The sequence below is a fragment of the Collinsella sp. wc0529 genome (assembly GCF_046116875.1).
GTDB lineage: Bacteria > Actinomycetota > Coriobacteriia > Coriobacteriales > Coriobacteriaceae > Collinsella.
On sequence record NZ_JBJXBO010000001.1, the window covers coordinates 55,636 to 78,171 of the forward strand.

Sequence of the window (22,536 nt, forward strand, 5' to 3'; positions counted from 1 at the left end):
CCTTTCTAACGGCTTGAGAGTTAACCGTAATGAACTTATCATTGATGTGTTAGCCATGGCTCACAATCAACCGAGCTGTGGACGTTTCTGCAAAGGAAGGGGACGCTTTTGCAAATGCGGCGGGCAGCGACCGACATAACCGAGCTCTACGCACCACAGTTTGAGCAGTTTGGCCTGGAGCTTTCCGGCAAAGGTGCTGTCTTTACCGGCGAGGTGGCAAACGATCGGGCGCACGGACGCGCATGGATCATGCCCCTCTCCCCCGCCTGCATTGTCATGGAGCATTTCATAACCCCGACGCGCAACATGTACCTAGCCGAATACACGCCCGAGCCGTACGCCTGCGTGAGCGAGGTCAGCGCGCCCACACTTACATGCATGCCCGAGGCTGGCATAACGCCCGCGAACCTCAAACCATTGCATGGACCGTGGCCAAACAATGCCGTTTGCAGCTTTATCCAAGATAGCTGTGGCGAGGAATTAAGCCCGCTGTTTGCGGGGGAGCTTTATCACTCGCGCTCGGTGCTCTTTTTGCCTGGATATTTTGACGAACTGGAGCACCGCTATCCCACCGAGTTCGCGGGAATCTTTGAGGCGTTTGCCGAGCCATGGCACGAGGAAGCGACGTCTGCCATCTGCCACACGCTGCGCCGGGTTAACGAGGAACGCGCCCGCACCGTAGGCGGACACGTCTATATGCAGGGCATCGTGGAGACCATGGTCGCGGAGCTCGCCTGTTCGCGCGCGGCCCACAAGCAGGCACGGCAGGCGGCGGACACACGCGTCAGCATAACCATTGCCGAAGAAGCAACGGCAATGATTGAGCGCACGCTCGATACAGGCAGACGTGTGGGTATCAACGAGGTGGCCGAGAGGCTCTACACAAGCCGCTCCAAACTATGCGCCACCTTTAAGGCCCAAACTGGCGAATCCCTGGGCGCCTACATTCGCAGACGCCGTATGGAGCGAGCACAGGACCTTTTGGCCGACAGCTCGCTCACGATAGCGCAGGTGGCAGAGCGGCTCGACTACCCTCAGCAAGCCGCCTTCGCCCAAGCCTTCAAACAACACACTGGCATGACACCCACGGCTTGGCGAAGCAAGCATCGCTAAGGCCCAAGCTCCCTGGCCGTAACGGAGCGATTAATTAGCCGCCGCCCGTCAGCTCACCCAGGATCTAAACGTCAAGATGTGCACGATCAAGCGCCTTTTTGATAAGAGGGACAGATCGATCAGCCAAATACAACGGAATGTTGAGCACCCCGTCGTCGAGCTTTAGGTTCTTAAGTGAGTAGCGGACCCTCAATGGAGTCGTCCCCGCATGCTTGTCGGCATAGTACTTAAGGCTCTTGGAATGAACGACCTCTCCCGATTTGACCTCGACGGGAACGATTTCGTTTCCGACTTGAATCAAAAAATCGACTTCGTGCTTCGGCTTCTCGTTTGTCCAATAACGCGGAGCAGCATCTAACTGTGAAAGTAATGCCTGAAGCACATAGTTCTCGGCGAACGAACCTTTGAACTCCGAAAATAGCGCATCCGAGATGGCAAAAGCGGACGCATCCAGCCTTGCCATGCGGCGCAGCAAGCCGACATCAAGACAGTAGACTTTAAATGCCTTGAGGTCATCGTACGCAGAGAGCGGCACACCACCGGCAGCATTAAGGCGAACCGCCGTGATGAGCCCAGCATCGGCAAGCCATTCCAGAGCATCCTCGTATTCTCGAGCACGAGCCCCCTCGCGCACCGCACCCCAAACGAACTTTTTGTTCTCGCGCGCCAACTGAGCTGGAATCGAGTTCCATATTTGCGAAAGCTTGGCGAACTGCGCACGGCCACCATGCTTGGCAAAATCGCGCTCGTAGGAATCCAAGAGATCAGACAACACCTTATCGACCTGAACGATATCGCCCGTCTCCACCCACCGGCCAAGAGCCTCTGGCATGCCGCCGCATGCAAAATAACGACGAAGATGCTCGACGAGACGGACATGGAAGAAATCGGGCACTGTCTCGATCTGATCCAGGCCGCCAAGGTATTCGTCGTAGTTTGCAGCGCCCTCGGCTTTCAGAAACTCGGAAAAGCTCATGGGGCGCATCTCCATGAACTCGACCTTTCCCACCGGAAAAGCGCTGGTCTCACGGGACAAGCGAACGCCCAACAAAGACCCTGCGCATGCGACGTGATACTCGGGGGCCTCGTCACAGAAGTATTTAAGGGCGCCGACTGCAGAAGGACAATCCTGAATCTCATCAATAATAAGCAGCGTTTCGCCGGGCTCGATAGGCTGTCCAAGTGCCAGGGAAAGATTTGAGATGATCCGTCGAGGATCGCGCGTACCTTCGAAAAACTGAGCGTACTCGCTCTGTACCCCAGGTGACGGCTCCTCGAGCGTCAGATACACAAAATTGATGTACGAGGTTCGGCCGAACTCCTTAAGCGCCCACGTCTTTCCAACCTGGCGCGCCCCCTTAAGGATAAGCGGCTTACGATATTCTGACGCTTTCCAAGCGTTAAGCTTGGCAATGATATCTCGCTGCATGACCGAACCTCCCGCAAAGAAACTTCCGTAAACGTGATATTTCCCACATTTTACCCTAGGTAAAACGTGACATTTATCACATTTACGGAAGTTTTAAGCTCATTTCGCCACACTTTCATCACATTCAAAAGGCGGAGGCGCATTTTGCAACTCCGCCACCATCTTTCCTATCAGCCCGCCTGACCCGAACGGCCGAGTCGTTGCAGAACCTGGGAGCCCCGGCAGGGCGGGTGCTTGCTCAAAATGAGTTCCGCACGCAAAGAAGGCCACTTAATGTGGCCTTCGTCTTGCGCAGGACTGTTTGAAATTTTGAGGAAGCACCCGCCCTGCCGGGGCTCCCGGGTTCCCGTTTACGAGAGCGACGTTCTCAGCAACTCGTTGAAGAGCTTCGGGTTGCCCTTACCGCGGCTCGCCTTCATGCACTGGCCCACCAAAAAGCCGATGACCTTCTGGTTTCCGTCACGATACTGCTGCGCCTGCTCGGCACAGTTTGTCAGCACCTCGTCCACGATCGGCTGCAGCGCGTCGGCATCGCTTACCTGACGCATACCACGCTCGTCGACGATCTTGTTGGGATCGTCGCCGGTCTGGGCCATGGCCTCAAAGACCTCGTGCGCCTGGTTGGAGCTGATGGCATCGGTCGCCAGCAGCCTGGCAAGAGCCGCCACCTGAGCCGGCGCGATGCCGGACTCGGCGAGCGACACGCCCGCGCCCTTAAGGTAGGCGATCATCTCGTTGACCAGCAGATTTGCGACCGTCTGGGCCTCCTTGCCAGCCATACCGGCAGCGGCGGCCTCAAAGAACTCGGCAAACTCGGGGTCGCCGGCAATCTGCTCGGCATCGGCCGCCTTAATTCCAAAGTCGGCCTCAAAACGGGCGCGCTTGGCATCGGGCAGCTCGGGAATCTCGCCACGGCAGCGGTCGATGAATTCGTCGTCCAGGTCGAACGGCGCCAGGTCGGGATCGGGGAACAGGCGGTAGTCGTCGGCCGTCTCCTTGACGCGCATGACCACGGTGCGCTTGCGGCTGGGCTCCCAGTGGCGGGTCTCCTGGTAGATGATGCCGCCCTCCTCGAGCACCTCGGCCTGACGGCAGATCTCGTAGGCAAGGCCGTCGTGCAGGCTCTTAAACGAGTTGAGGTTCTTGAGCTCGGTCTTGGTGCCCAGCTTGGTCTCGCCGCGGCGGCGCAGCGACACGTTGCCGTCGCAGCGCATGGAGCCCTTCTCCATGGAGCAGTCGGAAATGCCCAGCGTCACAAAGATGCGACGGAGCTTCTCCATAAACAGGCGAGCCTCCTCGGGCGTGCGCAGGTCGGGCTCGGTAACGAGCTCGATGAGCGGCGTGCCGCAACGGTTGTAGTCGACGAGCGACTCGGCCGCGGCGGTAATGCGGCCCTCGGCGCCGCCCACGTGCACCATCTTGGCGGCATCCTCCTCCATGTGGATGCGCAGGATGCGAATGGGCACCGTATAGGAACCGTCCTCGCGACGCTCGGGCATCTGCAGGTTGGACGCATCGTAGCTGGCCAGGTGGCCGGCACGCTGATTGCCTTCGCGCATGGTCGACGTCATGGACGTGGACAGGCCCTCGGCGTTGGCCGAAGCGCTCGCCAGGCTCTGGGCCTCGGCCTCGCCAAACGCGCAGTCGGGGCGCTCGGCGGCACCGCGACCGGTCACGTCCAGATCCAGGTGACCGTACATGGCAAAGGCGACCGGGCCCTGCGTGGTCTGAAAGTTCTTGGCCATATCGGGATAGAAGTAGTGCTTGCGGTAGAACATCGAGTGGCGCTGAATCTCGCAGTTGGTGGCGAGACCGGCCTTGACGATGCTCTCGATGGCGCGCTTGTTGGGCACCGGCAGGGCGCCGGGCAGGCCCAGGCACACCGGGCACACGTTGGCGTTGGGCTCGTCATCGTGGCTGAGCTTGCAGTTGCAGAACATCTTGGTATCGAGTGCGGTGAGCTCGGTATGGATCTCCAGGCCGATCACGGCCTCCCAATCCTGCAGGACCTCGGAAAGCTCCTTCATTACAGCTCGCCTCCCTTCCCGGCAAAATCGGGCGCGACGGAAAGCGCGGGCGCACCCGTAGCGGCATCGGCAAAGCCGCGCTCCAGGGCGCGGGCAAACGTGAGCAGCTGACGGTCCTTAAAGGCCGGACCCACCAGCTGGGCAGAAACGGGCAGCTGAGTATCCTCGCCCAGGCCCAGCGGCACCGAGATACCACCGTTGCCGCAGATGTTGAGCGAGATGGTGTACAGGTCCGAAAGGTACATCTGCGTGGGGTCGCTGATCTCGCCAAACTTAAAGGCCGTGCGCGGCGAGGCGGGCATGAGGATGGTGTCCACCTTGGCATACGCGGCGTCGTAGTCCTGCGTGATGAGCGTGCGGGCCTTTTGCGCAGCGTAGTAGTACTTGTCGTACACGCCCGAGCTCAGCAGGTAAGCGCCGAGCATCTGACGGCGCTTGGCCTCGGCGCCAAAGCCATGGGCACGCGAAAGCGAGCTCTGGTCGGACAGGTTGGCGCAGCCCTCCTCCTGGTAGCCGTAGCGAATGCCGTCGAAACGGGCCAGGTTGGAGAACGCCTCGGCCGGGCCGATGACGTAGTAGGCGGCGATGGCGGCGTCCAGGTGCGGCAGGTCGACCTCGACCAGCTCGGCGCCCTGGTTCTGCAGCTCCTGGGCGGCGCGCTGAACAGCGACCTTGACCTCGGGCGTCAGGCCCTCGGCCTCCATAAACGCGGGGATGATGCCCACGCGCTTGCCCTCGATACTGTCGTTGAGATGCTCGGCAAAGTCGACGGCGCAATCCTGGCTGGTGCAGTCGTACGGATCGTGGCCCGCGCCGGTAAGCGCGTTCATGGCCAGCGCGACATCCTCGACCGTGCGGCCAAAGGGGCCCACCTGATCGAGCGACGAGCCAAAGGCAACCACGCCGTAACGGCTCACGGCGCCATACGTGGGCTTAAAGCCCACCACGCCGCACAGCGACGCCGGCTGGCGAATGGAGCCGCCGGTGTCCGAGCCCAACGAGAGCGCGACCTCGCCCGCGGCGACGGCAGCAGCGGAGCCACCCGAGGAGCCGCCGGGCACGCGCTCGGTATCCCAGGGGTTGTTGGTGCGGTGGAACGCCGAGCTCTCGGTGGAGCTGCCAAAGGCAAACTCGTCCATATTTGCCTTGCCCATGGGCAGGCAGCCGGCGTCGAGCATGCGCTGAACGCAGGTGGCGGTGTAGACGCTCTGGTAGTTCTCGAGCATACGGGAAGCGCAGGTGGTGCGCGTACCCACGAGGTTCATGTTGTCCTTAATGGCCAGCGGCACGCCCGCGAGCGGGGGCAGCGGCTTGCCTGCGGCACGGTCGGCATCCACGCGCGCAGCGGCCTCGAGCGCGAGCTCGGGCGCCACCTGTAGGAATGCCTGGACCCCGCCCTCGCGCGCCTCGATGGCGGCAAGGGAGGCCTGGGCCACCTCGGTAGCGGTAAAGTCGCCGGCGGCAACGCCCGCGGCGATCTGGGCGGCGGTAAGGGAATCGAAGCTCTGCGCCATTACTCGCTCTCCCCCTCTCCCAAAATGGACGGCACGCGGAAGTAGCGATCGCGCGCACTGCCGGCGTTTTCGAGCGCAACGTCGAGCGGCAGGTCGCGCTCGGGCTCGCGCAGATCATCGCCCATCACGTTGGACAGGCTTCCGATGGGATGGAACGTGGGCTCCACGTCGGGCAAGTCATATTGCAAGACGGGCTCGAGCATCTGGACGGCGTCGTTCAGGTAGGACGTCATCTGGGTGAGCTCGTCATCGGTCAGTGCGATCTTTGCGTACTCGGCAATGCCGCGCACGTCTTTCTCGCTGAGTGCCATAGGCGCTCCCTTCCGCATAACAGATAAACCGCTCTAGTATACAAGGCAACGCCGCTTGGAGCAGGCGCTTTACCCAAATGCAGCGAAAACGTAACGAGGGCGGCGGGACAGCAGGCGGCGGGCTGTCGGTTCTGCAGCGAAACCGCACCGTCCATAGCGAAAACCGTCTCGCCCACAGCGGAAACCATCACAACATTCGACGCTTTTCGCCAAAATCGCGATTTTCATCGAATGTTGTGATGATTTGAAAGCCCCGGCCACCACAAAGGTGCCTGTCCCCATTGTGGTGGTTCTGAACGATGCCTTATGCCGAGGCCTTGACCTTGCGGCGCTTGCGGACCGCGTGGATCACGATGTCCAGCAGCAACAGCACAATGGCTACGACCACGATGAGCACGGCAAACTCGCGCTTGCCCCAGTGGCGGCCGGCCAGCGACTTTTGCTTGTCGACGTCCTTCTTGTTGTACTTGGTGCGCACGCAGTGCACCAGCAGGCGATGGTCGTTCACGCCGTAGGGCGTGCAGGTAACGAGCGTCACCTTGTCGGCGCCGGGCTCGATGGTCAGCGACTCCATCTCCTCGGGCAGCACCACCTCGGAGTCCACCATCTTGTAGGCGAGCGTCTTGTTCATGGTGTGCAGCAGCACCAGGTCGCCGGACTCCAGCGAATGGATGTCGTCGAACATGCTCAGGTTGCGCATGCCCGAGTGCGCGGTGAGCACGCAATGCGTCGAGGTGCCGCCCACCGGCAGGCTCGTGCCCTCCAGGTGGCCAACGCCCGCCATAAGGACTTCCTCGCTCGTGCCGTGGTAGATGGGCATGCTCACGTCGATGGAGGGAATCTCGACCCAGCTCATCATGGGGTCGCGATCAAAGATGAGCTGCTGGGCATAGGGCTCAATCTGGTCGGCGGGAAGCTCGGTGGCCTCGCCCGCCAGCTGCTCGTTAAAGGAGCGCGCCTGGAGCAGGATGCGCTCGCGCTCCTCGGCAGACAGCGCGTCCACGGTGCTGGACACGGTGCTGATCTGGTTGAACACGCCCGAGGCCTCGAGCCGGTCCAAGATCCACGGCCAGGTCATAAGGCCCACGCCAATAAGGATGATGACGATGGTGATGAGCCGGTCGGCCCAGCGCGGCAGTCGCTTGCGGCGGCGCTTGGGTTTTGGTTGAGGTTTGGGCTGGGGGTTTGAGCCGCCGTTGTCCGCGGCGTTATTGCTCTTCATATGTTTGGCGCCCTGCACCATCGCCGGTCACTCCTCTACAACTCAAGTTGTCTAAACAAATAATAGCCGATTAGCGTGCTTCCGCGCCGGACAACGCAGCTTGGCAGCATTGCGCAGTGCGAGTATGGGCCCGCATTTGAGTTTTCAAAATGTCCCGAATCGGCTGAGCGATTCGGGATACAATGTCAATAGAAAACGACGCACCCCGCGTAAGTGTACGAGAGCGCGGGCGGCCTAGTTTTCAGCTTTTGTTAAATGCCCGGGATCCGACCCCCGGGCATTCTTATTTGCGCTTTCGACGCAAATGCCGTCCACCGTCCGCACCGCGCGTGCGCCTACGGACCTTAAACCGAACCTCATACGAGTCAAGAAACGCGATGACGAACGAGCCCACCGCCGCGAGGGCGGCGAGCGCGTTAAGGAATTTCAGCATATGGTGACCTCCGATCGAGTCGTCGGCCGCCCACGCACGGGATGCGTCGCAAGGGTATTTTACTGCGAGTGTATGCACCCACGCCTGGTAAACGCGATTTTGACAAACATTTGTTCGATAGTTACAAACACGGTTCCCCGTCCAGAGGAGCTTGGCCGCATTGTCCGCGTTTGCCCGACGTGTTTGCGTTTTCAAAATGTCCCGAATCGGCGGGGCGATTCGGGATACAATAACTACAGGAAACGACGCACCCCGCGTAAGTACTTAGGAGCGCGGGCGACCAGTTTCCGACGTTGTTAAATGCCCGGGCTCCGAACCCCGGGCATTCTTATTTGCGCTTGTTGCGGCGCAAATGTCTTCTACCGTCCGCACCGCGCGTGCGCCTACGGACCTTAAACCGAACCTCATACGAGTCTAGAAACGCGATGACGAACGTGCCCACCGCCGCGAGGGCGGCGAGCGCGTTAAGGAATTTCAGCATTTGGGGACCTCCGATCGAGTCGTCGGCCGCCCGCGCACGGAATGCGTCGCAAGGATATTTTACTGCGAGTGTATGCACCCACAGCTGGTAAACGCAATAATTGCAAACATCTGTTCGATATTCATACGCTTGATTCATCGGGCGATGGAGGCTGGCTGCGTTATCCAAAAAAACGGGGCAGACTCCAGTGCGGAATCTGCCCCGAAAAGAGCATGGCAAAGCAAGACCGTGGATGGACGAGAAAAGTGTCCGCAAGTCTCATGGCCATCACATCCCACCTGCCAAAGGGATGGGTGAGCGAGCGTTACTCCTGCTCGGACTCCTCAGCCTGCTTACGGCTGCGGATGAGGTGCGCCACGCCGATGCACAGCACCGCGCCACCAGCGATCCAAGTGAAGGTCACGCCGTTAAGACCGGTCAGCGGGAGGCCGGAGCCCTTCTTGTTCTGGACGGTAAGAGTGACGGTGCCGCTATCAAAGGAGGGGGTGGCGACGAGGTCAGAGCCATTCTTGGATGTGGTCACCTGCAGCGCATTCGCGCCCTCGTTCTGATCAAGACCCGTGGCAGTAATGGTGAACGTGAAATCGGACAGGGTGTTATAGCCGTCGAGCGTATGGGTCTCCTTGACCGTATAGGTGCCAGCATCGAGGCCCTTGACGCTGATTTCGCCCTTATCATCAGTCGTAAACTCATAAGCAGTATCGCCAAAAGAGCCGTCCTCTTGGACATACTGGATGCCAGTACCCTCGTCGGCACCGGTCGCCTGGATGGTGAACTTTACGCCCGAGAGCTTAACGTCGGAATCAGCAGAGTCTTCCTTGACGAGCTTGAGTGCATAGGTGTAGTCGCGCACGGTGTCGGGCACGGATTCGCCCTTGCCATCATGGCCGGGGTTGTTGGAGTAGATGAGCTTGACGGTATTCTCATTGCCCTCGCCACCGACAACGACCTTTTTAGCCTTGGCGGGATCAAGTTTGGCGGTGTAGGTCACAACGATCTTGGAATTCGGCGTGACGGTTGCGCCCGAACTCTTAAGATCATCGAACGTGACAGTCAGAAGGTTATTGCCGTTCTCCTGGTCGTAGGAAACAGCGTACTTGTCAGGATCAATCTTAGCCCCATCGACCTTAACCTCAACAGAAGCCTGATTGGCAGTCAGGCCGGCAGAGAGCTCGTCATGGAACTGATAGTAATACGTATCGAATGTATCGACGTTCTTAGCGACGGTACCGGTAAGCTGGTACTCAACATTCTGGCCCATCTGGGAGTCAGCCTTGTCGGCCCAATTGCTGTTGGACTTGTCGTCCATGACCTTCTTCTCGACCGTGGGGATGTCCGTCTTCTCGGCAACCTCCACAGCACTGCCGCCCACGACGGCGAAAATCGGCGAGGTACCGGTCTGCTTCTTATCGGCGTAATTGTCCTTGGCTCCAATCGATGCGGCGTCGGTCATGAACAGGTAATACCCCTTGTTCGTGGCGGTAAAGGCGGCGCCGGCATCAAAAGCCTCACCGGTCGGGGGCACGGCTTTTTCGACAGCCAGGGCAATCTTATTGAGAAGATTATCCTTCTCCACGACCGTGGTAGCAGTGGTATCCGCAATCGTCTTGGAAAGGTAGTCGGCAACCTCCTGCGCGGTCGAGGCATCGGAGATGCCCGGCACGCTCTCGCCCTTAAGGACCCCCAGGACGGCATCCTCCGCTTCATCGCTCGCCCAGCTGACATTGGACACGACCTTCTTTCCGTCCTTGTCCAAGACATCGGCCTTAAAGATCTGATACGCCTTGAACTTGGTGGCTCCGTTGTTCGCGTTCTGCGTGATGGTGATGGTGTTGTCGCCCTCCGCAGCAAACGCCATGGTCACCGGGGCCATCACACCGCCGAAGCTCAACGCCGCCGTGAGGCCGGCGGTTACTGCCAGGCGTGCGATGTTCTTGCTCAAGCTCATCTTCTTTTCCTCCGTTTTCCGGTTGGTTCTCATTTGATCGGTCATCATCTGTCTGTGTCTTAGCATCTACTTCGCTACGTCTCGCCCCGCTCTCTGTGGGGCTGCCAGCTACTCTTTATGGCTGCCACCTCCCCGCTTGACCAGGAGCGCGACCACGATGAGCGCGACTCCGGCGACCGCTGCGGCGGCCGCGGCGTACATTGCCATATCGCCAGTCGAGGGCATAAAGCCTCCGGTGGTAATGCTAGGGGGTGTGCCGGTGGGCGTGTTGATGAGCGACGCCTCCAGGCTGCCCGTCGACCCGTCCGCGCTGTCGGCGCGCAGGGGCGACTCGGCCGTGATGGTGAGCTTGGGCTTGGCGGCGGCCACCTGGTCGACGTCCAGGCCCTCGGCCTTGACCGTCACGGAGCGCGTGCCCTCGAAGGCGGCGTAGCCCTTGGGCGCCTTGATCTCGCGGACCTCCAGCTTGCCCGAGTCCACGCCCGAGACGGTCACGCGGCCGTCCTCGCCCGTGGTGACGGTGGCCTTGCCCTCCGCATCCCACGTGCCGTCGGCCGCCAGCGTGCGACCGCGGTCGTCGGCGATGCTCAGGACCGCCCCGGCAAGCGGCTTGTCGCCGTCGCTGCCGCGCTTGGTGAGCGCGAGATCCCAGGTGTAGGCGCACGCATCGTCGCTCGGCGTGCGGGTGAAGCCGGCGTCGCCGGACTGGTCGGCAAAGGGAGAGCGCGGGTAGCGCAGGTAGACCTCGTTGGGGTTGCCCTTCGCGATGCCGTGGTTGCATGCGCTGGTGAGCGGCGCATTGTACACGGCGACCACGCGGGCGCCCGCGGTAAAGGCGTCGGCCCCGCCGAGCGCGGCGATGAGGTCGCCGGTGCGCACGGTGAAGGTTTTGCCGTCGGCCGCTACCTTGGTGGCGCACTGGGCCGTGATATCGGTCCAGCCCTTCGCGGGCTCGGTGCCGGCGCGGCCGTCCCTGCCGGCCGAGACGGCGTCAAAGCCTCCGTCCGCACCCGCCGCCACGTACACGCGCATGCTCGCGGCCACCTTGGAGGGGTCGAGCCCCGCGCTCATGGTGTCGACGAACCGCACCGTATAGGTGTCGTAGGCCGCGAGGCCCGCCGGGACCGTGGCCGAGAGGCGCCAGTACAGGTCGTCGGCGACCGTGGCGTCGGCAGCCTTCTGCCAGGCGTCGGTGCTGTCCTCCAGCACATGCTTGGCGACCTTGGGGGTCGCCGCCTTGAGCTTGACGGTAACGGCGCCGCCGCCCACCAGGGCCATGATCGGCGCGGTGCCGGCTTCGCCCTGGGCGAAGGCATTGTCGTCGGCGACGATGAGCCAGTAGCCGCAGGACAGTTCGGCCGCTGTGCCCGCCTTAAGGGCCACGGGCACGGCGCCAGAGCTCTGGAGGGAACGAGCGAGCTGTGCGCTCAGCGCGCTCGTAAGGTGGGAATCGGTGTTGAGCCACTCGGCAGCTTCCTGCGCGGTGGTCTGGGATTTGGGCATGCCAGCGCTGTGCAGCACGGGCAGCGCGGCGTCGCGCACGGCGTCGCTTGCCCAGGCGAGGTCGGTAGCGATCTTGGCGTCGCTGTCGCCGTCGACGACGTTGGCGCTAAAGATCTGGTAGGCATCGTAGCTGCGCGCCACGGTGCCGCTCACCGTGATGGAACCGGTCGAGGTCGGCGCGGCCTGCGCGGAAGCGGGGAACACAACCGCGCAGGTGCCGATCAGGAGGGCAAGCAGCGCAAACAAGATCGGGAAGGAGCAAACTTTCTTATTCACGACGCTCACCTCCCTTCGCATTCGCCTTGCGACGAATGTGCATCCAGGCCGCAGCAGCGCAAAGCACCGCCGCGCCGGCAAGGTACGTCAGAGTGACGCCCGACATACCAGAAAGGGGCAAAGAGGTGGAGTAGGTGTTAGTGAAGGTGGGGTCATCGGTCTTGCGTTCGCCGTTGGCGTCGACCTCGTAGTAGGTCGGCGTGCAGGTCAGATGTCCTTTGTCGTCATCCGTTGCCGTCACCACAACCTTGAAGGTCTTGGTGTCGTTGACGTAGCCTTCGTGCTTGGTGCCATCCTTCTCGTCGGCGTCGCATTCACAGATGTAGTAGGTGACTGTTGCTTTGCCACCAGCGAGATCTTTGATACCAAGCGGGCCAATCGTCTGATTCTCAAACGTCACCGTTGCCTCATTGCCCGTCCCCTTACTAGTGTATTTGGTATCGAGCACCTGCTTGTTGCCACTGGCATCCTTGGTATACAGCTCGAACTTAAACTTCTTCATCTCGCCGCCGTCGACCTTCTTGGTCACCTGAGGTGTCCAAGTGCCTGAGGTCTGGTAGGGCGCAAGTTCGTTCGTAAACGCAGGGCTGGAGTTGTTGCCGATTGTTACGGTCGAAACGACGTCGGTGGCCGAATCCTCAGTCCAGCTATAGAAGTCAGCGCCACAGTTAATGAAGTCCGCCGCGCCCTCCTTTTTTACGGATACTGTGGAAGCGTCCTTATTAACTGCATAACGATTAATATGGATTCCCAAGAGGTCGGTCCAGTTAACTGGTGTCGTACCAACCTTTATATGTATTTTGTAAATGGCCTTATCAAAGGTCGTACCTTCCTCTTTGATAGGGACTTCAACAAGGTAGAGGTCGTAATCGCCCGACTGGTAGTTCGCGCCCGTGTCGATGAGAATCTCTCCGTTTTCATTGACAGGAACCACCGGTTTCGCCTCACATCCGTTTTCGTTAAGTGTGCCGTCATTATTCCAGTATGGTGCCTTGTTTGGATCGGCAGGTGCGCCCAACAGCTTAAACTGATAGTTGTGACCCGAAAGACCTTGCTCTTTGCCGTCCTTCATAAGGACTTTATTTGCCTTGACTTTGATTGCAGGATACACGTTCAGAGCCTTGACCTCGCCAACGACAAGATCGCCGTTGGTCATGATGCCGCCACCGTGGGTGTAGGAGTAGTTACCGCTGATGATGGTCGTAGCCTCTGCCTGCGCCTTATCCTTGGCATAGGGTGTCGGATTAGCCTTAAGGCCGAACATGTACTTAGCCTCGGCACCGCCGTTTGGGTCGATGGTAACCGGATTTCCGTCGCAAGTGCCCTGCCAGCCAGCCGATTCGCCGCCCAGCATCTTGCCAAGAACGACAGCGATTGTCTTATCCGCGCCATTCTTATTACGGACCAAGAAGAAATCCTCATGGCCGGAATTTTGGAAGAAATGAGTAACGTAATTTACTTCATCGCGGTCTTCAGTTTTGTTGTCGCCGCCAGCGGAATAATGATATGCTGGATGTTTATGTTCATTTTGATCAACGTCTGGCAGCTTTTTGCCATCTTGATCAACGTTATCTGTGTTGTCATAAATAGCAGCGCCATTTGAGTGCGAAACGATTGTCTCGCCCGTAGGACAAGCACCAACGCCACCGCCCCAGCCACCGGCGCGATTATTAGTGATCAGCGTCTTGAAAATATTGAGCCTGCCGCCCTTCTGAACAAAGACACCGCCACCGCCCCAGTCGCCGCCACGTTTGCCGCCACTCTCACAATCTACGCCCGTCATAGTCTTGTTATTCGTGATATAAATCTTGCTATTGGGGGTAGCTTCAATTTTCGCCTGCATACCAGGGCTGTTGCCGCCAGCGATACGCAAACCGCCGCCCTCGCCGTTAAGAGATTCGTTGCCCGCAATCGTGCCACCTGTCATGGTAAACTGAATCTTTTTGTCCCAGAAACCGGCATAAATACCGCCGCCTGCTTCTTTGGAGTAGTTAGCTGTAACGGAGCCGCCCTCCATGGTTAGTGTGCCGCCGTCAACAGATGCAATGCCACCGCCGCCAAGCAGGCCCTTGTTATAAATGTTCGAGTCGTTGATATACGAATCAACACTGTTGTTTGTGATGTTGGCCGAACCACTGATGTTAACGTTGGCGCCTTTGGTAAAGACACCGCCGCCATAGCCATTGTTGGGACTCCCGCCTTCGTTATAGACGTTGCCATACGTGGCGTTGCCCGAAATGACTCCACCAGAAAGATTCAGCTTGGCGCCCAGGTTAGCATAGATGCCGCCGCCAGAAGCAGCCTTGTTTGCAGCGATTACGCCGCCGGTCATGTTAAGCGAGGCATTTGCGCCCGTCACGCACAGGCCACCGCCCCATCCGCCATTGTCACAGTTACCACCCGCGATATATCCGCCTGAGATGTTAACGGTGCCTGAAGCTTTGATTACCTGACCGTATTGTTTTAAACTTGCGGCAGTGGTGATCATGCCACCCTTGAGATTGAGCACGCAGCCCTCATTAACGTTAATAACGTTTTCAACAGAACCATTATCTGATGCAGCATCAATCGCACCGAAGCCAGTCAGGACATGCTTGGTTGTAGTTTCGGTAGTACCGAACCCGTTTTCCGTTGGCTCACTCACGGTCTCGAAGTAAGTAAGACTCTTAGGAGTGCCCTTATTAGAGCCGCTTCCCCTTTCCCACTCTATACTCGCAGGCTGACCCGCCGACGTATTGGCCGTATCGACCGGACTTGGTGCATCTTTTGTTGTTTGGCCTAAATCCTCGATAGTAAGCGTGGCGTTGTTCTGAACCACGATGAACGACCCCACCGAACCGGGACCGTGATAGAGCATGTTGCCGTTAAGATCGATGGTGGTGTTTGCGGTGATGGTGATCTGGCTATCTGACCAGGATTTACCACTCAAACGATACTTGCCGCCACCAACGAATGCATTAGCAACATTACCTTCTACCTTTTTATAGTCTTCGGTACTGACGGGAGCGATAGCGTTTTCGTCGCTATTTTCATTATCGGAAGGCTGTGCGTCGAAAGGTTGCTCGGCACCCTTGACTTCCGCGCCATCAGCAGTCGAGTCTGCTGCGACGGTGTCCTCGCTCGCATCATTCCCGGCATCGTCACTATCCTGCTTTTCGGTATCCCCGTTGTTGGTGTTTTCTACATCAGTAGACTCACTTGAAGAATCCCCCGTCACAGTTTCTTCGGTAGAAACCGTCTGGGCATCGTTGGCAATAGCCTGCGAGATCGGGGGCATGACGAGCGACAGTACCAGGCTCAACACGGAGGCTCCGCACAAAACGCCTGCCAGTACACGGCGCGTCGCTTTTTTACTCTGCTTAGTTTTTTCTGAATTCGCTTTCATCGATGTCTCCTCCCCAAGAGACCGCGATCTTGCTCTTTCACTATCAAACGTATCTGCGCAACCTGCAATTGCACACGCTTATAGTACATATTGTAACGATTGTTTAAACATCCGAGCAACAAAACCGATAATTTTGTAGCAAGTTCTCAATTCCCTTGACATTTACTCAGATTTACCTTCGTTTATTCGCTATCTATTTTTTGTTTCTGCTGGTAATTTAGTTGCCTATTATTTTTTAATGGCATTAGATTTATTTGCACAACATTTTGCTCAAGAGCGAACATCCTGTGAACGGTCGAAAATCGACCGTGAACGGTAGGTCATTAACCGGGAGGAATAGCCTACCAAACTGATGAGAAAGATCTTTAACCCATCGGTGGTTAGAAGCATAATGTTCAGACAACCATATCTGAATTTTCGCGCAGATTATAGGCATCAATTCGCCCAAATCGCCTGAGGCCACCACAAAGGTGCCTGTCCCCATTGCGGGGGTTCTCCCCCGGCGCTACAGCAGATGTTCCTCGATAAAGATCGCGATGCCGTCTTCGTCGTTGCTCGCGGTTACAAAATCGGCGGCGGAGCGGGTGGCGTCGCTGCCATTTGCCATGGCCACGCCCACGCCGGCGTCAGCCACCATGCAGGTGTCGTTGTCCGCATCGCCAAACACGCAGATGTCCCGGAGCTCCATGTCGTTGAGCTCCGCCACGCGCACAAGGCCGCGCGTCTTGGACACGCGCGGATCCATAAACTCGTAGAGCCGTTGCGTGGTTTGCAGAGCCGCCGCCTTAACAGTGTCATCGGAAAACGTCGACGCCCGCTCAATCACCTGCGGCATCACCTCGGGCGCCATGGTAAACATCACCTTGGGCTGCGGCTCGCGCAACAACTCGGCAAAATCGACCACCTGGTAGGGCACGCCGTCGACACGCGACAGGTGCTCGACGCACGCGTTGCTCTCGGGCACGTAGAACACGCCGTCTCGGGGGCAGACGGGCGTTGCCGGAAGGTCCGCCATGTGCTTGCAGATGCGCGCGATGGTCTCGCCCGGCAGCGGATAGCTCAGCTCGTTGATGTCGTGCGCGCGGTCGATGACCTCGGCGCCACCGCAGCCCACCATCACGTCCACCAGGCCTTCGATGCCCCAGAGCTCGTACATGGCCTCGGTCGCGTGGGCGTCGCGCCCGGTGCACAGGCCAAAGAGCACGCCGCGCTCGCGCAGGGCGCGGATCGCCGCCACGGTGCGCGGGGACACCGCGTGTTGGCTCGTGAGCAGCGTGCCGTCGATATCGCAGAACACGGCTTTGATGTGACTGAAGGTGGTGTCCATGGGGGCCTTTCTGGGTTGTACGGCGGTGTGGGGCGTATTCGTGAACGGCGTACATGGTATACCAAGGCGCAGGCCGTTGGGACCCGATCACCACAAAGGTGCCTGCCCCCTTGTGGTGGCCGAACCCGAAGGGTGGCCTGGCCCGAGACGCAAAGCATCACAACATTCGACGTTTTTCGGCAAAATCGCGATTTTCATCGAATGTTGTGATGGTTTTTACTGCTTTGCGGCACGGTCCAAGTGCCAGTGGCCAAACAGCAGCAACGCCGCAGGAACTGCCGTCACGACCATGCCCGCACCAACGAGCGTCTGTTGCACGCCAAATGTCGCCGCCAGCCACGGGGCAATCGCCAGCGGGGCCACGCCGGCGAACATGTTGCCAAAGCCCATGACCGAGTTGACGCGGCCGAGCTGCTCGAGCGGAGCCGTCGTTTGCACGATGGTGTTGTGGAGCGGATTGACGACACCCCAGGCAACGCCCAGGGCAATCTGGCCGACAAGGGCTACGCCCACGTACGGCGTCCCCACATAGAGCAAACTTCCCAGGCCCACGGACATGAGCGCCACGAGCAGCGTTTTAAGGTTGACCAGGTGCGGCGGCAAGCGGAGCACGGCCACGGCGCCCAGCACCGCGCCCACACCACTGGCCGACGAGAGCCAGCCCATCCATTCGACACCGACGTGCAGGACATCGCGGTAGAAGAACGACTCCAGCGGGTCGAAGGCACCGTAGCCAAAGTTTGAAAGGAAAATAATGCAGAACAGCAGGGCGAGAACGCTATTGGTAAAGACCGTCTTGATGCTGGTCGCGAAGGTGACGCGGGAGGACGTGCTGGGATTGGAGCTTCGTCCCGCACGCTCCCCTTCCTCTGCCGAATCGGCATCCGCATGCCCGGCGACATGGCTGGTCTGCGGCCTAAAGCCCCAACCGGCAATAAGCGCCAGTACGGTAAAGATCATCATGAGCACGAACACCGCACGCGACGACGCAGCAGCTGCGACAAAGCCGCCCAGCGTGGGGCCAACGATGATACTCACGTTTGAGAACATGGCGATGGCGGAGTTGATGTCTTTGAGCTCGACGGGATCATCGGTGAGATATGCCGGATAGGACGTGGCGATGGGCTGGGCAAACCCCATCACGAAGCCCAGGAGCACCGCGCCGAGCAGGACGATGCCGGTCGCGCTGCCAAAAACGAGGATCGCCGCGCCGGTTGCCAGCGTGCCCACGATGCTCAGCAAGAAATGACGGCGCGGGCCCCAGGCGTCGAGCGCCGCGCCACCCGCAAAGGATCCCAAGATCACGAATACGTTCATAAAAAGGACGGCCAGCGATGTCGCCACGACCGAGGCATCGTCTGCATAGGTGAGCGTTCCGATGACACCGATAAAATAACTAGTCTGAAAGCCGGTATATATGAGGAAGCGCATTGCCACCAGGTGCTTAGCCTGCGCGGACAGCGATGATTGAGGCTTTGAGAAAAGAGAGGCGAGCATGGAGACTCCTTGTTTCATACGAATGCGGACGGCGGGCATTCGCCACCGTCTGTCAAATCAATCTATCCGCATGAAACATTAAGGACGCATCAAGCCCCTTCTCTCCGTTTTTCGCCCGTCATGAACTACTTGGTAGATTGTAAGGCATGTCCCACACATCTACTAAAGCAAAATCCACCACAAAGGTGCCTGGCCCCTTTGTGGTGGAAATGACGTTTGCCCAGATAGAACCTGCCAAAATAAACCTGTCCCTTTTTGGCAGGTTTTAGGCCAGATGGTCTTGGATCAGGTCGCAGATGGCTCGGGCGTCGTTGATGTTGATGGCTCGGGTCGCAAAGCCGGCGTCGAAGGCCTGACGCGCCAGGGCTTCGTTGCAGGCAAGGGCCAGCGTGCGACCGTCGACCAGGTCGAGCGAGCTCTTGCCGCGCAGACGGTCGACACCGGAGCGCGCGACGACGATGTTGTCGAAGCCCTCGGTCTTGTAGCCCTCGATGATCACCACGTCGACATCGTTGTAACGCGACAGCAGCTCGCGCGCGGGCATCTCGTCCTCCTCACGCGTGTCGGCGTACTCCGCCCAGCGCGTGGCGCAGATGAGGCCCACGTGCTTGGATCCGGCCTGGTGATGGCGCCACGTATCCTTAGCGGGCACATCGATATCAAAGCCGTGGTGCCCGTGATGCTTGAGCGAACCCACGCGCAGGCCGCGGCGGGTGAGCTCGGCAATGACCTTCTCGACGAGCGTGGTCTTGCCCGAGTTTTGGTAGCCGATAAACGCGATCGCGGGGACAGCCGGAGTAGGAGCTACGGGCGCGACGGCGACGGGCGCGCTTGTGAGTGTGGCACCGTCAGCGGCCACGGCCTCAACAGCAGCGGCCTGACGCTCGGCACGATCCCACACGCCCGAGCGGCCGCCCTCCTTGTGCAGCAGGCGCACGTCGACGATCTCCATGCCGCGATCGACGGCCTTGCACATGTCGTAGATGGTCAGACACGCGGCACTCGCGCCGGTCAGGGCCTCCATCTCGATACCCGTCTTGCCCGTCACGCCGGCCGTAACCAGTACGTGAAAGCCAACCTGCCCGTCCGCGCGCGCCGGCGCCCAGCCCTCGGGCACGTCCTCGGCCGGCGTCCCCGCCGCAGCGATGGGCGCAATGTCGCACTTGCTCTTGGTAATGAGCAGCGGATGGCACATGGGGATGATGTCGCTCGTGCGCTTGATGGCCATGATGCCCGCCACGCGCGCGCAGGCAAGCACGTCGCCCTTTTTGGCGCGGTCCTGCAGCACCATGGCCTGCGTCTCGGGATGCATGAGGATGGTGCCCTCGGCGATGGCAATGCGATGGGTCTCGGCCTTGTCGGACACGTCGACCATGCGCACCTCGCCCCTGGCGTCCACGTGCGTCAGCTCGTCGCGACGGGCGTCACGGGCGGGCTCGGTGGCAGCGCCGGCAGTCGGCTGCGTGCCTGCAACAGCATCGGTGGCCGCAGCCGTGACTTTGTGGGCAGACATCGCGGCCCTGCGAGCGGCCTTGGTGGCATCGGCGTACCTGCTCTTGGCCATATGATCATCCTCCGATTTGGGACATAAATCGTTGCGTGCCCTCAATTATCGCGTGTTCCTGCGGTTTGTGGGCCACGGCATCGCGCCAAATCGAAAGTACCTGCATATCATCACCACGGCGCAGCGCCTCACGCACCGAACACTCGGCATCGCTGAACAGGCACGGACGCACGTTGCCATCGGCCGTCAGGCGCAGACGGTTGCAATTCGCACAAAAATGGTTGGACATGGCGCTAATAAAGCCGACCGTTCCCGCCGCGCCCGGAAAGTGCCAATAGCGCGCAGGGCCCGCGCCGGCAGGAGCGTCGTTGATGTCGAGCGGCTCGAGCTCGCCCAGTCCCGCCGCGGCGGCCCCGGCATTGATGCGCGCCCGCAGCTCGTCGCTCGGCACGGTATCGCTCGCGTCCCACAGCTCGGGGTTGAGCGCGGGCGCATGCGGGTCCACAGCGCAATGCGAGCTCGTGTGTTCGTCGCCAATGGGCATGTATTCGATAAAGCGCAGATGAATGGGGCGGTCGAACGTGAGCCGCGCGAGGGCCGCCACATCTTGGTTGAGCCGACGTACAACAACGCAGTTGACCTTAACGGGCTCAAAGCCCCAAGCCAGCGCCGCATCGATGCCAGCCATGGTCTGCTCGAGCCGACCCAGGCGCGTGATCTTTCCAAAGAGCGTAGGGTCGAGCGTGTCGAGCGAAATGTTGACGCGGTTAAGCCCGGCATCTTTGAGCTGCGGCGCCAGCTTGGGCAGCAGGGCGCCATTGGTGGTGAGCGAGATGTCCTCGATCTGCGGAATCGCACGGATGTCACGAATAAGCGGGATGATACGGCGGCTGACCAGCGGCTCGCCGCCCGTCAGGCGCACGCGGCGAATGCCCTCCCCCGCCACCAAGCGCACAAAGCGGGCGATTTCCTCGGCGCTGAGCAGCTCGCCGTGTGCACGGGGTGCCACGCCATCGGCCGGCATGCAGTAAATGCAGCGGAAATTGCACTTGTCGGTAACGGCAATGCGCAGGTAGTTGATATCGCGGCCAAAACCGTCATGTTGCACGTGCCCGTCCACGCAGCCCTCCCCTCACGCGGCGTTCTATTCTTCGGAAAACATAATACCCCACGAGAGAATCATGCCGACACCCGTACGACAGGACAGGTCGCTTCGAGCAAGACCGGCTTCCCAAGCCCATCCTCTGCACAAACCATCACAACATTCGATGCTTTTCCCGATTTTGGCAAAAAACGTCGAATGTTGTGATGGTCTGCCTGCCCGCAGCGCCCCGTAGAAGGACCAAAGCGCCCCTAAAGGCCGCCGTCCCAGTGCCGAATCACGAATTCTCGCAGGTCGTTTTGCCGCTTCTGGAACACCTCGCTTCGGTCGCACTTAAGACCCATAGCAAGCGCGATGGCGTTCATCGCCCGGTGCAATTGCAGCTGGTGGGCAAACTGAGTCCCGGTGAGGACGATCATCCTAAAGCCCAGCGCGCTCAGCACGGTCATACGCTCCGCATCCGACGCGCTGCGCTGTTTATCAAGATGGTCCGAGCCGTTGTATTCAATCCCCGTACCGTTCGCAGGCGCATATACGTCGATCTCGAAATACCCGGCCTTTGCGAGATACTTGAACTCGTTGGGAACATCGACCCGATGGTTGAGCTCAACCTTGGCGTATCCCAATCCTCCCTGAGAACGTTTTGCCACGACCATGATTGCGGTGGCCGTCTCCATGGGCGACCGCGCGCCATCGTGCACGCGCCTGAGCACGGCAGCCGCGCGTATAGCCCCCTGACGAGATCGATTCTCATTGCAATAGGCAATCAAATCGGCAACGGTATACCTCTGCCCCATCTCGATATAATCGCCTGTCGACAGATGATTCAAATGGTATCGAGCGCAGATTTCATAGCCATATTCCAGCTGCTCGAGCTCGCTCATCCACGAACCCGCCTGGACAAAGCACATGGCCTCATCAACCACCAGAAGGCCCTCCGCCACCTCGATAAGATGGCCTGGAGGTATCGGCGCCCCAAACACGTGGCACCTAAATCCAGCCGGCGTCGAGCGCTCAAAATCGAAGTTGACGAGCGTGTCGATATGATCGAGCTCTTCTCGTGGAATACCAAGCGAAACCAGATAGTCGGTAACGATCCCAGCTGCCGTTGAAGCCCTCAGACCCTTGGCATCGAGTCCCAATTTGGGCAGGCCCGCAGTCGGCTCCGCCTCGTTAGCAAGCGAGTCCTCATCGTATAGGCTGCTTGCTCGCGAGAGCGGCTCGGACGGACGCGCCACGTTGTGGTACAGCCAGGCAGTCTTATGGGACAGGACGATCGGCAGGTCCATGAGCCCTCCAATGGAGTCGGATAACCAACCTTATTCCCCGGCCCACGGGTCCGCACACCTTCGTGCGCAAGAAAGCGATTCCACCCGGTCGAGTGGCAGAAAAACCATCACAACATTCGATGCTTTTCCCGTTTTTGGCGAAAAGTGTCGAATGTTGTGATGGTTTGAGTCGAGG

Annotated in this window: 14 protein-coding genes; 1 reads left to right on the forward strand and 13 read right to left on the reverse strand. The window is 59.6% G+C overall.

Translation table 11 applies throughout. From position 1 onward, the window contains the following. Positions 1 to 114 precede the first annotated feature (114 nt). Entirely contained in the window at positions 115 to 1,113 is a 999-nt protein-coding gene (locus ACKUTP_RS00250; protein ID WP_409063252.1) for a helix-turn-helix domain-containing protein, read from the forward strand. 64 nt (positions 1,114 to 1,177) lie between these two features. Here the strand turns inward: ACKUTP_RS00250 and ACKUTP_RS00255 are convergent, their stop codons facing one another. The 13 genes from ACKUTP_RS00255 to ACKUTP_RS00315 form a co-directional block, all read right to left on the reverse strand. Then, positions 1,178 to 2,542, reverse strand: a complete 1,365-nt coding sequence (locus ACKUTP_RS00255) for an ATP-binding protein (protein ID WP_409063253.1) — start codon at positions 2,540 to 2,542, stop codon at positions 1,178 to 1,180. Between the two features lie 350 nt (positions 2,543 to 2,892). Continuing rightward, the gene (gatB, locus tag ACKUTP_RS00260) at positions 2,893 to 4,569 is read right to left on the reverse strand and encodes an Asp-tRNA(Asn)/Glu-tRNA(Gln) amidotransferase subunit GatB (protein ID WP_409063254.1); all 1,677 of its coding nucleotides are present in this window, start codon (positions 4,567 to 4,569) and stop codon (positions 2,893 to 2,895) included. Further along, positions 4,569 to 6,083 carry an Asp-tRNA(Asn)/Glu-tRNA(Gln) amidotransferase subunit GatA gene (gatA, locus tag ACKUTP_RS00265; protein WP_409063255.1) on the reverse strand — a complete coding sequence of 505 codons (1,515 nt, stop codon included), beginning with the start codon at positions 6,081 to 6,083 and terminating at the stop codon, positions 4,569 to 4,571. Before gatA ends, gatB begins: the two co-directional genes overlap by 1 nt. Further along, on the reverse strand, positions 6,083 to 6,394 hold the full coding sequence (gene gatC / locus ACKUTP_RS00270; protein ID WP_055287082.1) for an Asp-tRNA(Asn)/Glu-tRNA(Gln) amidotransferase subunit GatC: 312 nt from the start codon (positions 6,392 to 6,394) through the stop codon (positions 6,083 to 6,085). The genes gatA and gatC overlap by 1 nt, the downstream gene beginning before the upstream one ends. 304 nt (positions 6,395 to 6,698) lie before the next feature. After that, positions 6,699 to 7,616, reverse strand: a complete 918-nt coding sequence (locus ACKUTP_RS00275) for a class C sortase (protein ID WP_409063256.1) — start codon at positions 7,614 to 7,616, stop codon at positions 6,699 to 6,701. A 1,218-nt stretch (positions 7,617 to 8,834) separates the two neighbouring features. Continuing rightward, complete coding sequence (locus ACKUTP_RS00280; protein ID WP_409063257.1) at positions 8,835 to 10,478, reverse strand: isopeptide-forming domain-containing fimbrial protein; 1,644 nt, start codon at positions 10,476 to 10,478, stop codon at positions 8,835 to 8,837. 108 nt (positions 10,479 to 10,586) lie between these two features. Next, entirely contained in the window at positions 10,587 to 12,257 is a 1,671-nt protein-coding gene (locus ACKUTP_RS00285) for a SpaA isopeptide-forming pilin-related protein (protein ID WP_409063258.1), read from the reverse strand. Then, the gene (locus ACKUTP_RS00290; protein WP_409063259.1) at positions 12,250 to 15,642 is read right to left on the reverse strand and encodes a Spy0128 family protein; all 3,393 of its coding nucleotides are present in this window, start codon (positions 15,640 to 15,642) and stop codon (positions 12,250 to 12,252) included. The genes ACKUTP_RS00285 and ACKUTP_RS00290 overlap by 8 nt, the downstream gene beginning before the upstream one ends. Positions 15,643 to 16,147: 505 nt before the next feature. Further along, positions 16,148 to 16,969 carry an HAD family hydrolase gene (locus ACKUTP_RS00295; RefSeq protein ID WP_409063260.1) on the reverse strand — a complete coding sequence of 274 codons (822 nt, stop codon included), beginning with the start codon at positions 16,967 to 16,969 and terminating at the stop codon, positions 16,148 to 16,150. A 216-nt stretch (positions 16,970 to 17,185) separates the two neighbouring features. Next, positions 17,186 to 18,466 carry an MFS transporter gene (locus tag ACKUTP_RS00300; RefSeq protein ID WP_409063261.1) on the reverse strand — a complete coding sequence of 427 codons (1,281 nt, stop codon included), beginning with the start codon at positions 18,464 to 18,466 and terminating at the stop codon, positions 17,186 to 17,188. Between the two features lie 265 nt (positions 18,467 to 18,731). Further along, a complete protein-coding gene (gene mobB / locus ACKUTP_RS00305) occupies positions 18,732 to 20,030 on the reverse strand; it encodes a molybdopterin-guanine dinucleotide biosynthesis protein B (protein WP_409063262.1) in 1,299 nt (432 codons plus the stop codon). Positions 20,031 to 20,034: 4 nt separating this feature from the next. Beyond that, complete coding sequence (gene moaA / locus ACKUTP_RS00310; protein WP_409063263.1) at positions 20,035 to 21,090, reverse strand: GTP 3',8-cyclase MoaA; 1,056 nt, start codon at positions 21,088 to 21,090, stop codon at positions 20,035 to 20,037. A gap of 233 nt (positions 21,091 to 21,323) precedes the next feature. Continuing rightward, the gene (locus ACKUTP_RS00315; protein WP_409063264.1) at positions 21,324 to 22,361 is read right to left on the reverse strand and encodes a hypothetical protein; all 1,038 of its coding nucleotides are present in this window, start codon (positions 22,359 to 22,361) and stop codon (positions 21,324 to 21,326) included. Positions 22,362 to 22,536: the final 175 nt, after the last annotated feature.

What these genes read in the sequence shown, in the direction of transcription:
- ACKUTP_RS00255 (WP_409063253.1), bottom strand. Translation starts at nt 2,542, where the DNA reads ATGCAGCGAGATATCATTGCCAAGCTTAACGCTTGGAAAGCGTCAGAA.
- ACKUTP_RS00295 (WP_409063260.1), bottom strand. Translation starts at nt 16,969, where the DNA reads ATGGACACCACCTTCAGTCACATCAAAGCCGTGTTCTGCGATATCGAC.
- gatB (WP_409063254.1), bottom strand. Translation starts at nt 4,569, where the DNA reads ATGAAGGAGCTTTCCGAGGTCCTGCAGGATTGGGAGGCCGTGATCGGC.
- ACKUTP_RS00290 (WP_409063259.1), bottom strand. Translation starts at nt 15,642, where the DNA reads ATGAAAGCGAATTCAGAAAAAACTAAGCAGAGTAAAAAAGCGACGCGC.
- ACKUTP_RS00315 (WP_409063264.1), bottom strand. Translation starts at nt 22,361, where the DNA reads ATGGACCTGCCGATCGTCCTGTCCCATAAGACTGCCTGGCTGTACCAC.
- gatC (WP_055287082.1), bottom strand. Translation starts at nt 6,394, where the DNA reads ATGGCACTCAGCGAGAAAGACGTGCGCGGCATTGCCGAGTACGCAAAG.
- mobB (WP_409063262.1), bottom strand. Translation starts at nt 20,030, where the DNA reads ATGGCCAAGAGCAGGTACGCCGATGCCACCAAGGCCGCTCGCAGGGCC.
- ACKUTP_RS00300 (WP_409063261.1), bottom strand. Translation starts at nt 18,466, where the DNA reads ATGCTCGCCTCTCTTTTCTCAAAGCCTCAATCATCGCTGTCCGCGCAG.
- gatA (WP_409063255.1), bottom strand. Translation starts at nt 6,083, where the DNA reads ATGGCGCAGAGCTTCGATTCCCTTACCGCCGCCCAGATCGCCGCGGGC.
- ACKUTP_RS00275 (WP_409063256.1), bottom strand. Translation starts at nt 7,616, where the DNA reads ATGAAGAGCAATAACGCCGCGGACAACGGCGGCTCAAACCCCCAGCCC.
- ACKUTP_RS00250 (WP_409063252.1), top strand. Translation starts at nt 115, where the DNA reads ATGCGGCGGGCAGCGACCGACATAACCGAGCTCTACGCACCACAGTTT.
- ACKUTP_RS00280 (WP_409063257.1), bottom strand. Translation starts at nt 10,478, where the DNA reads ATGAGCTTGAGCAAGAACATCGCACGCCTGGCAGTAACCGCCGGCCTC.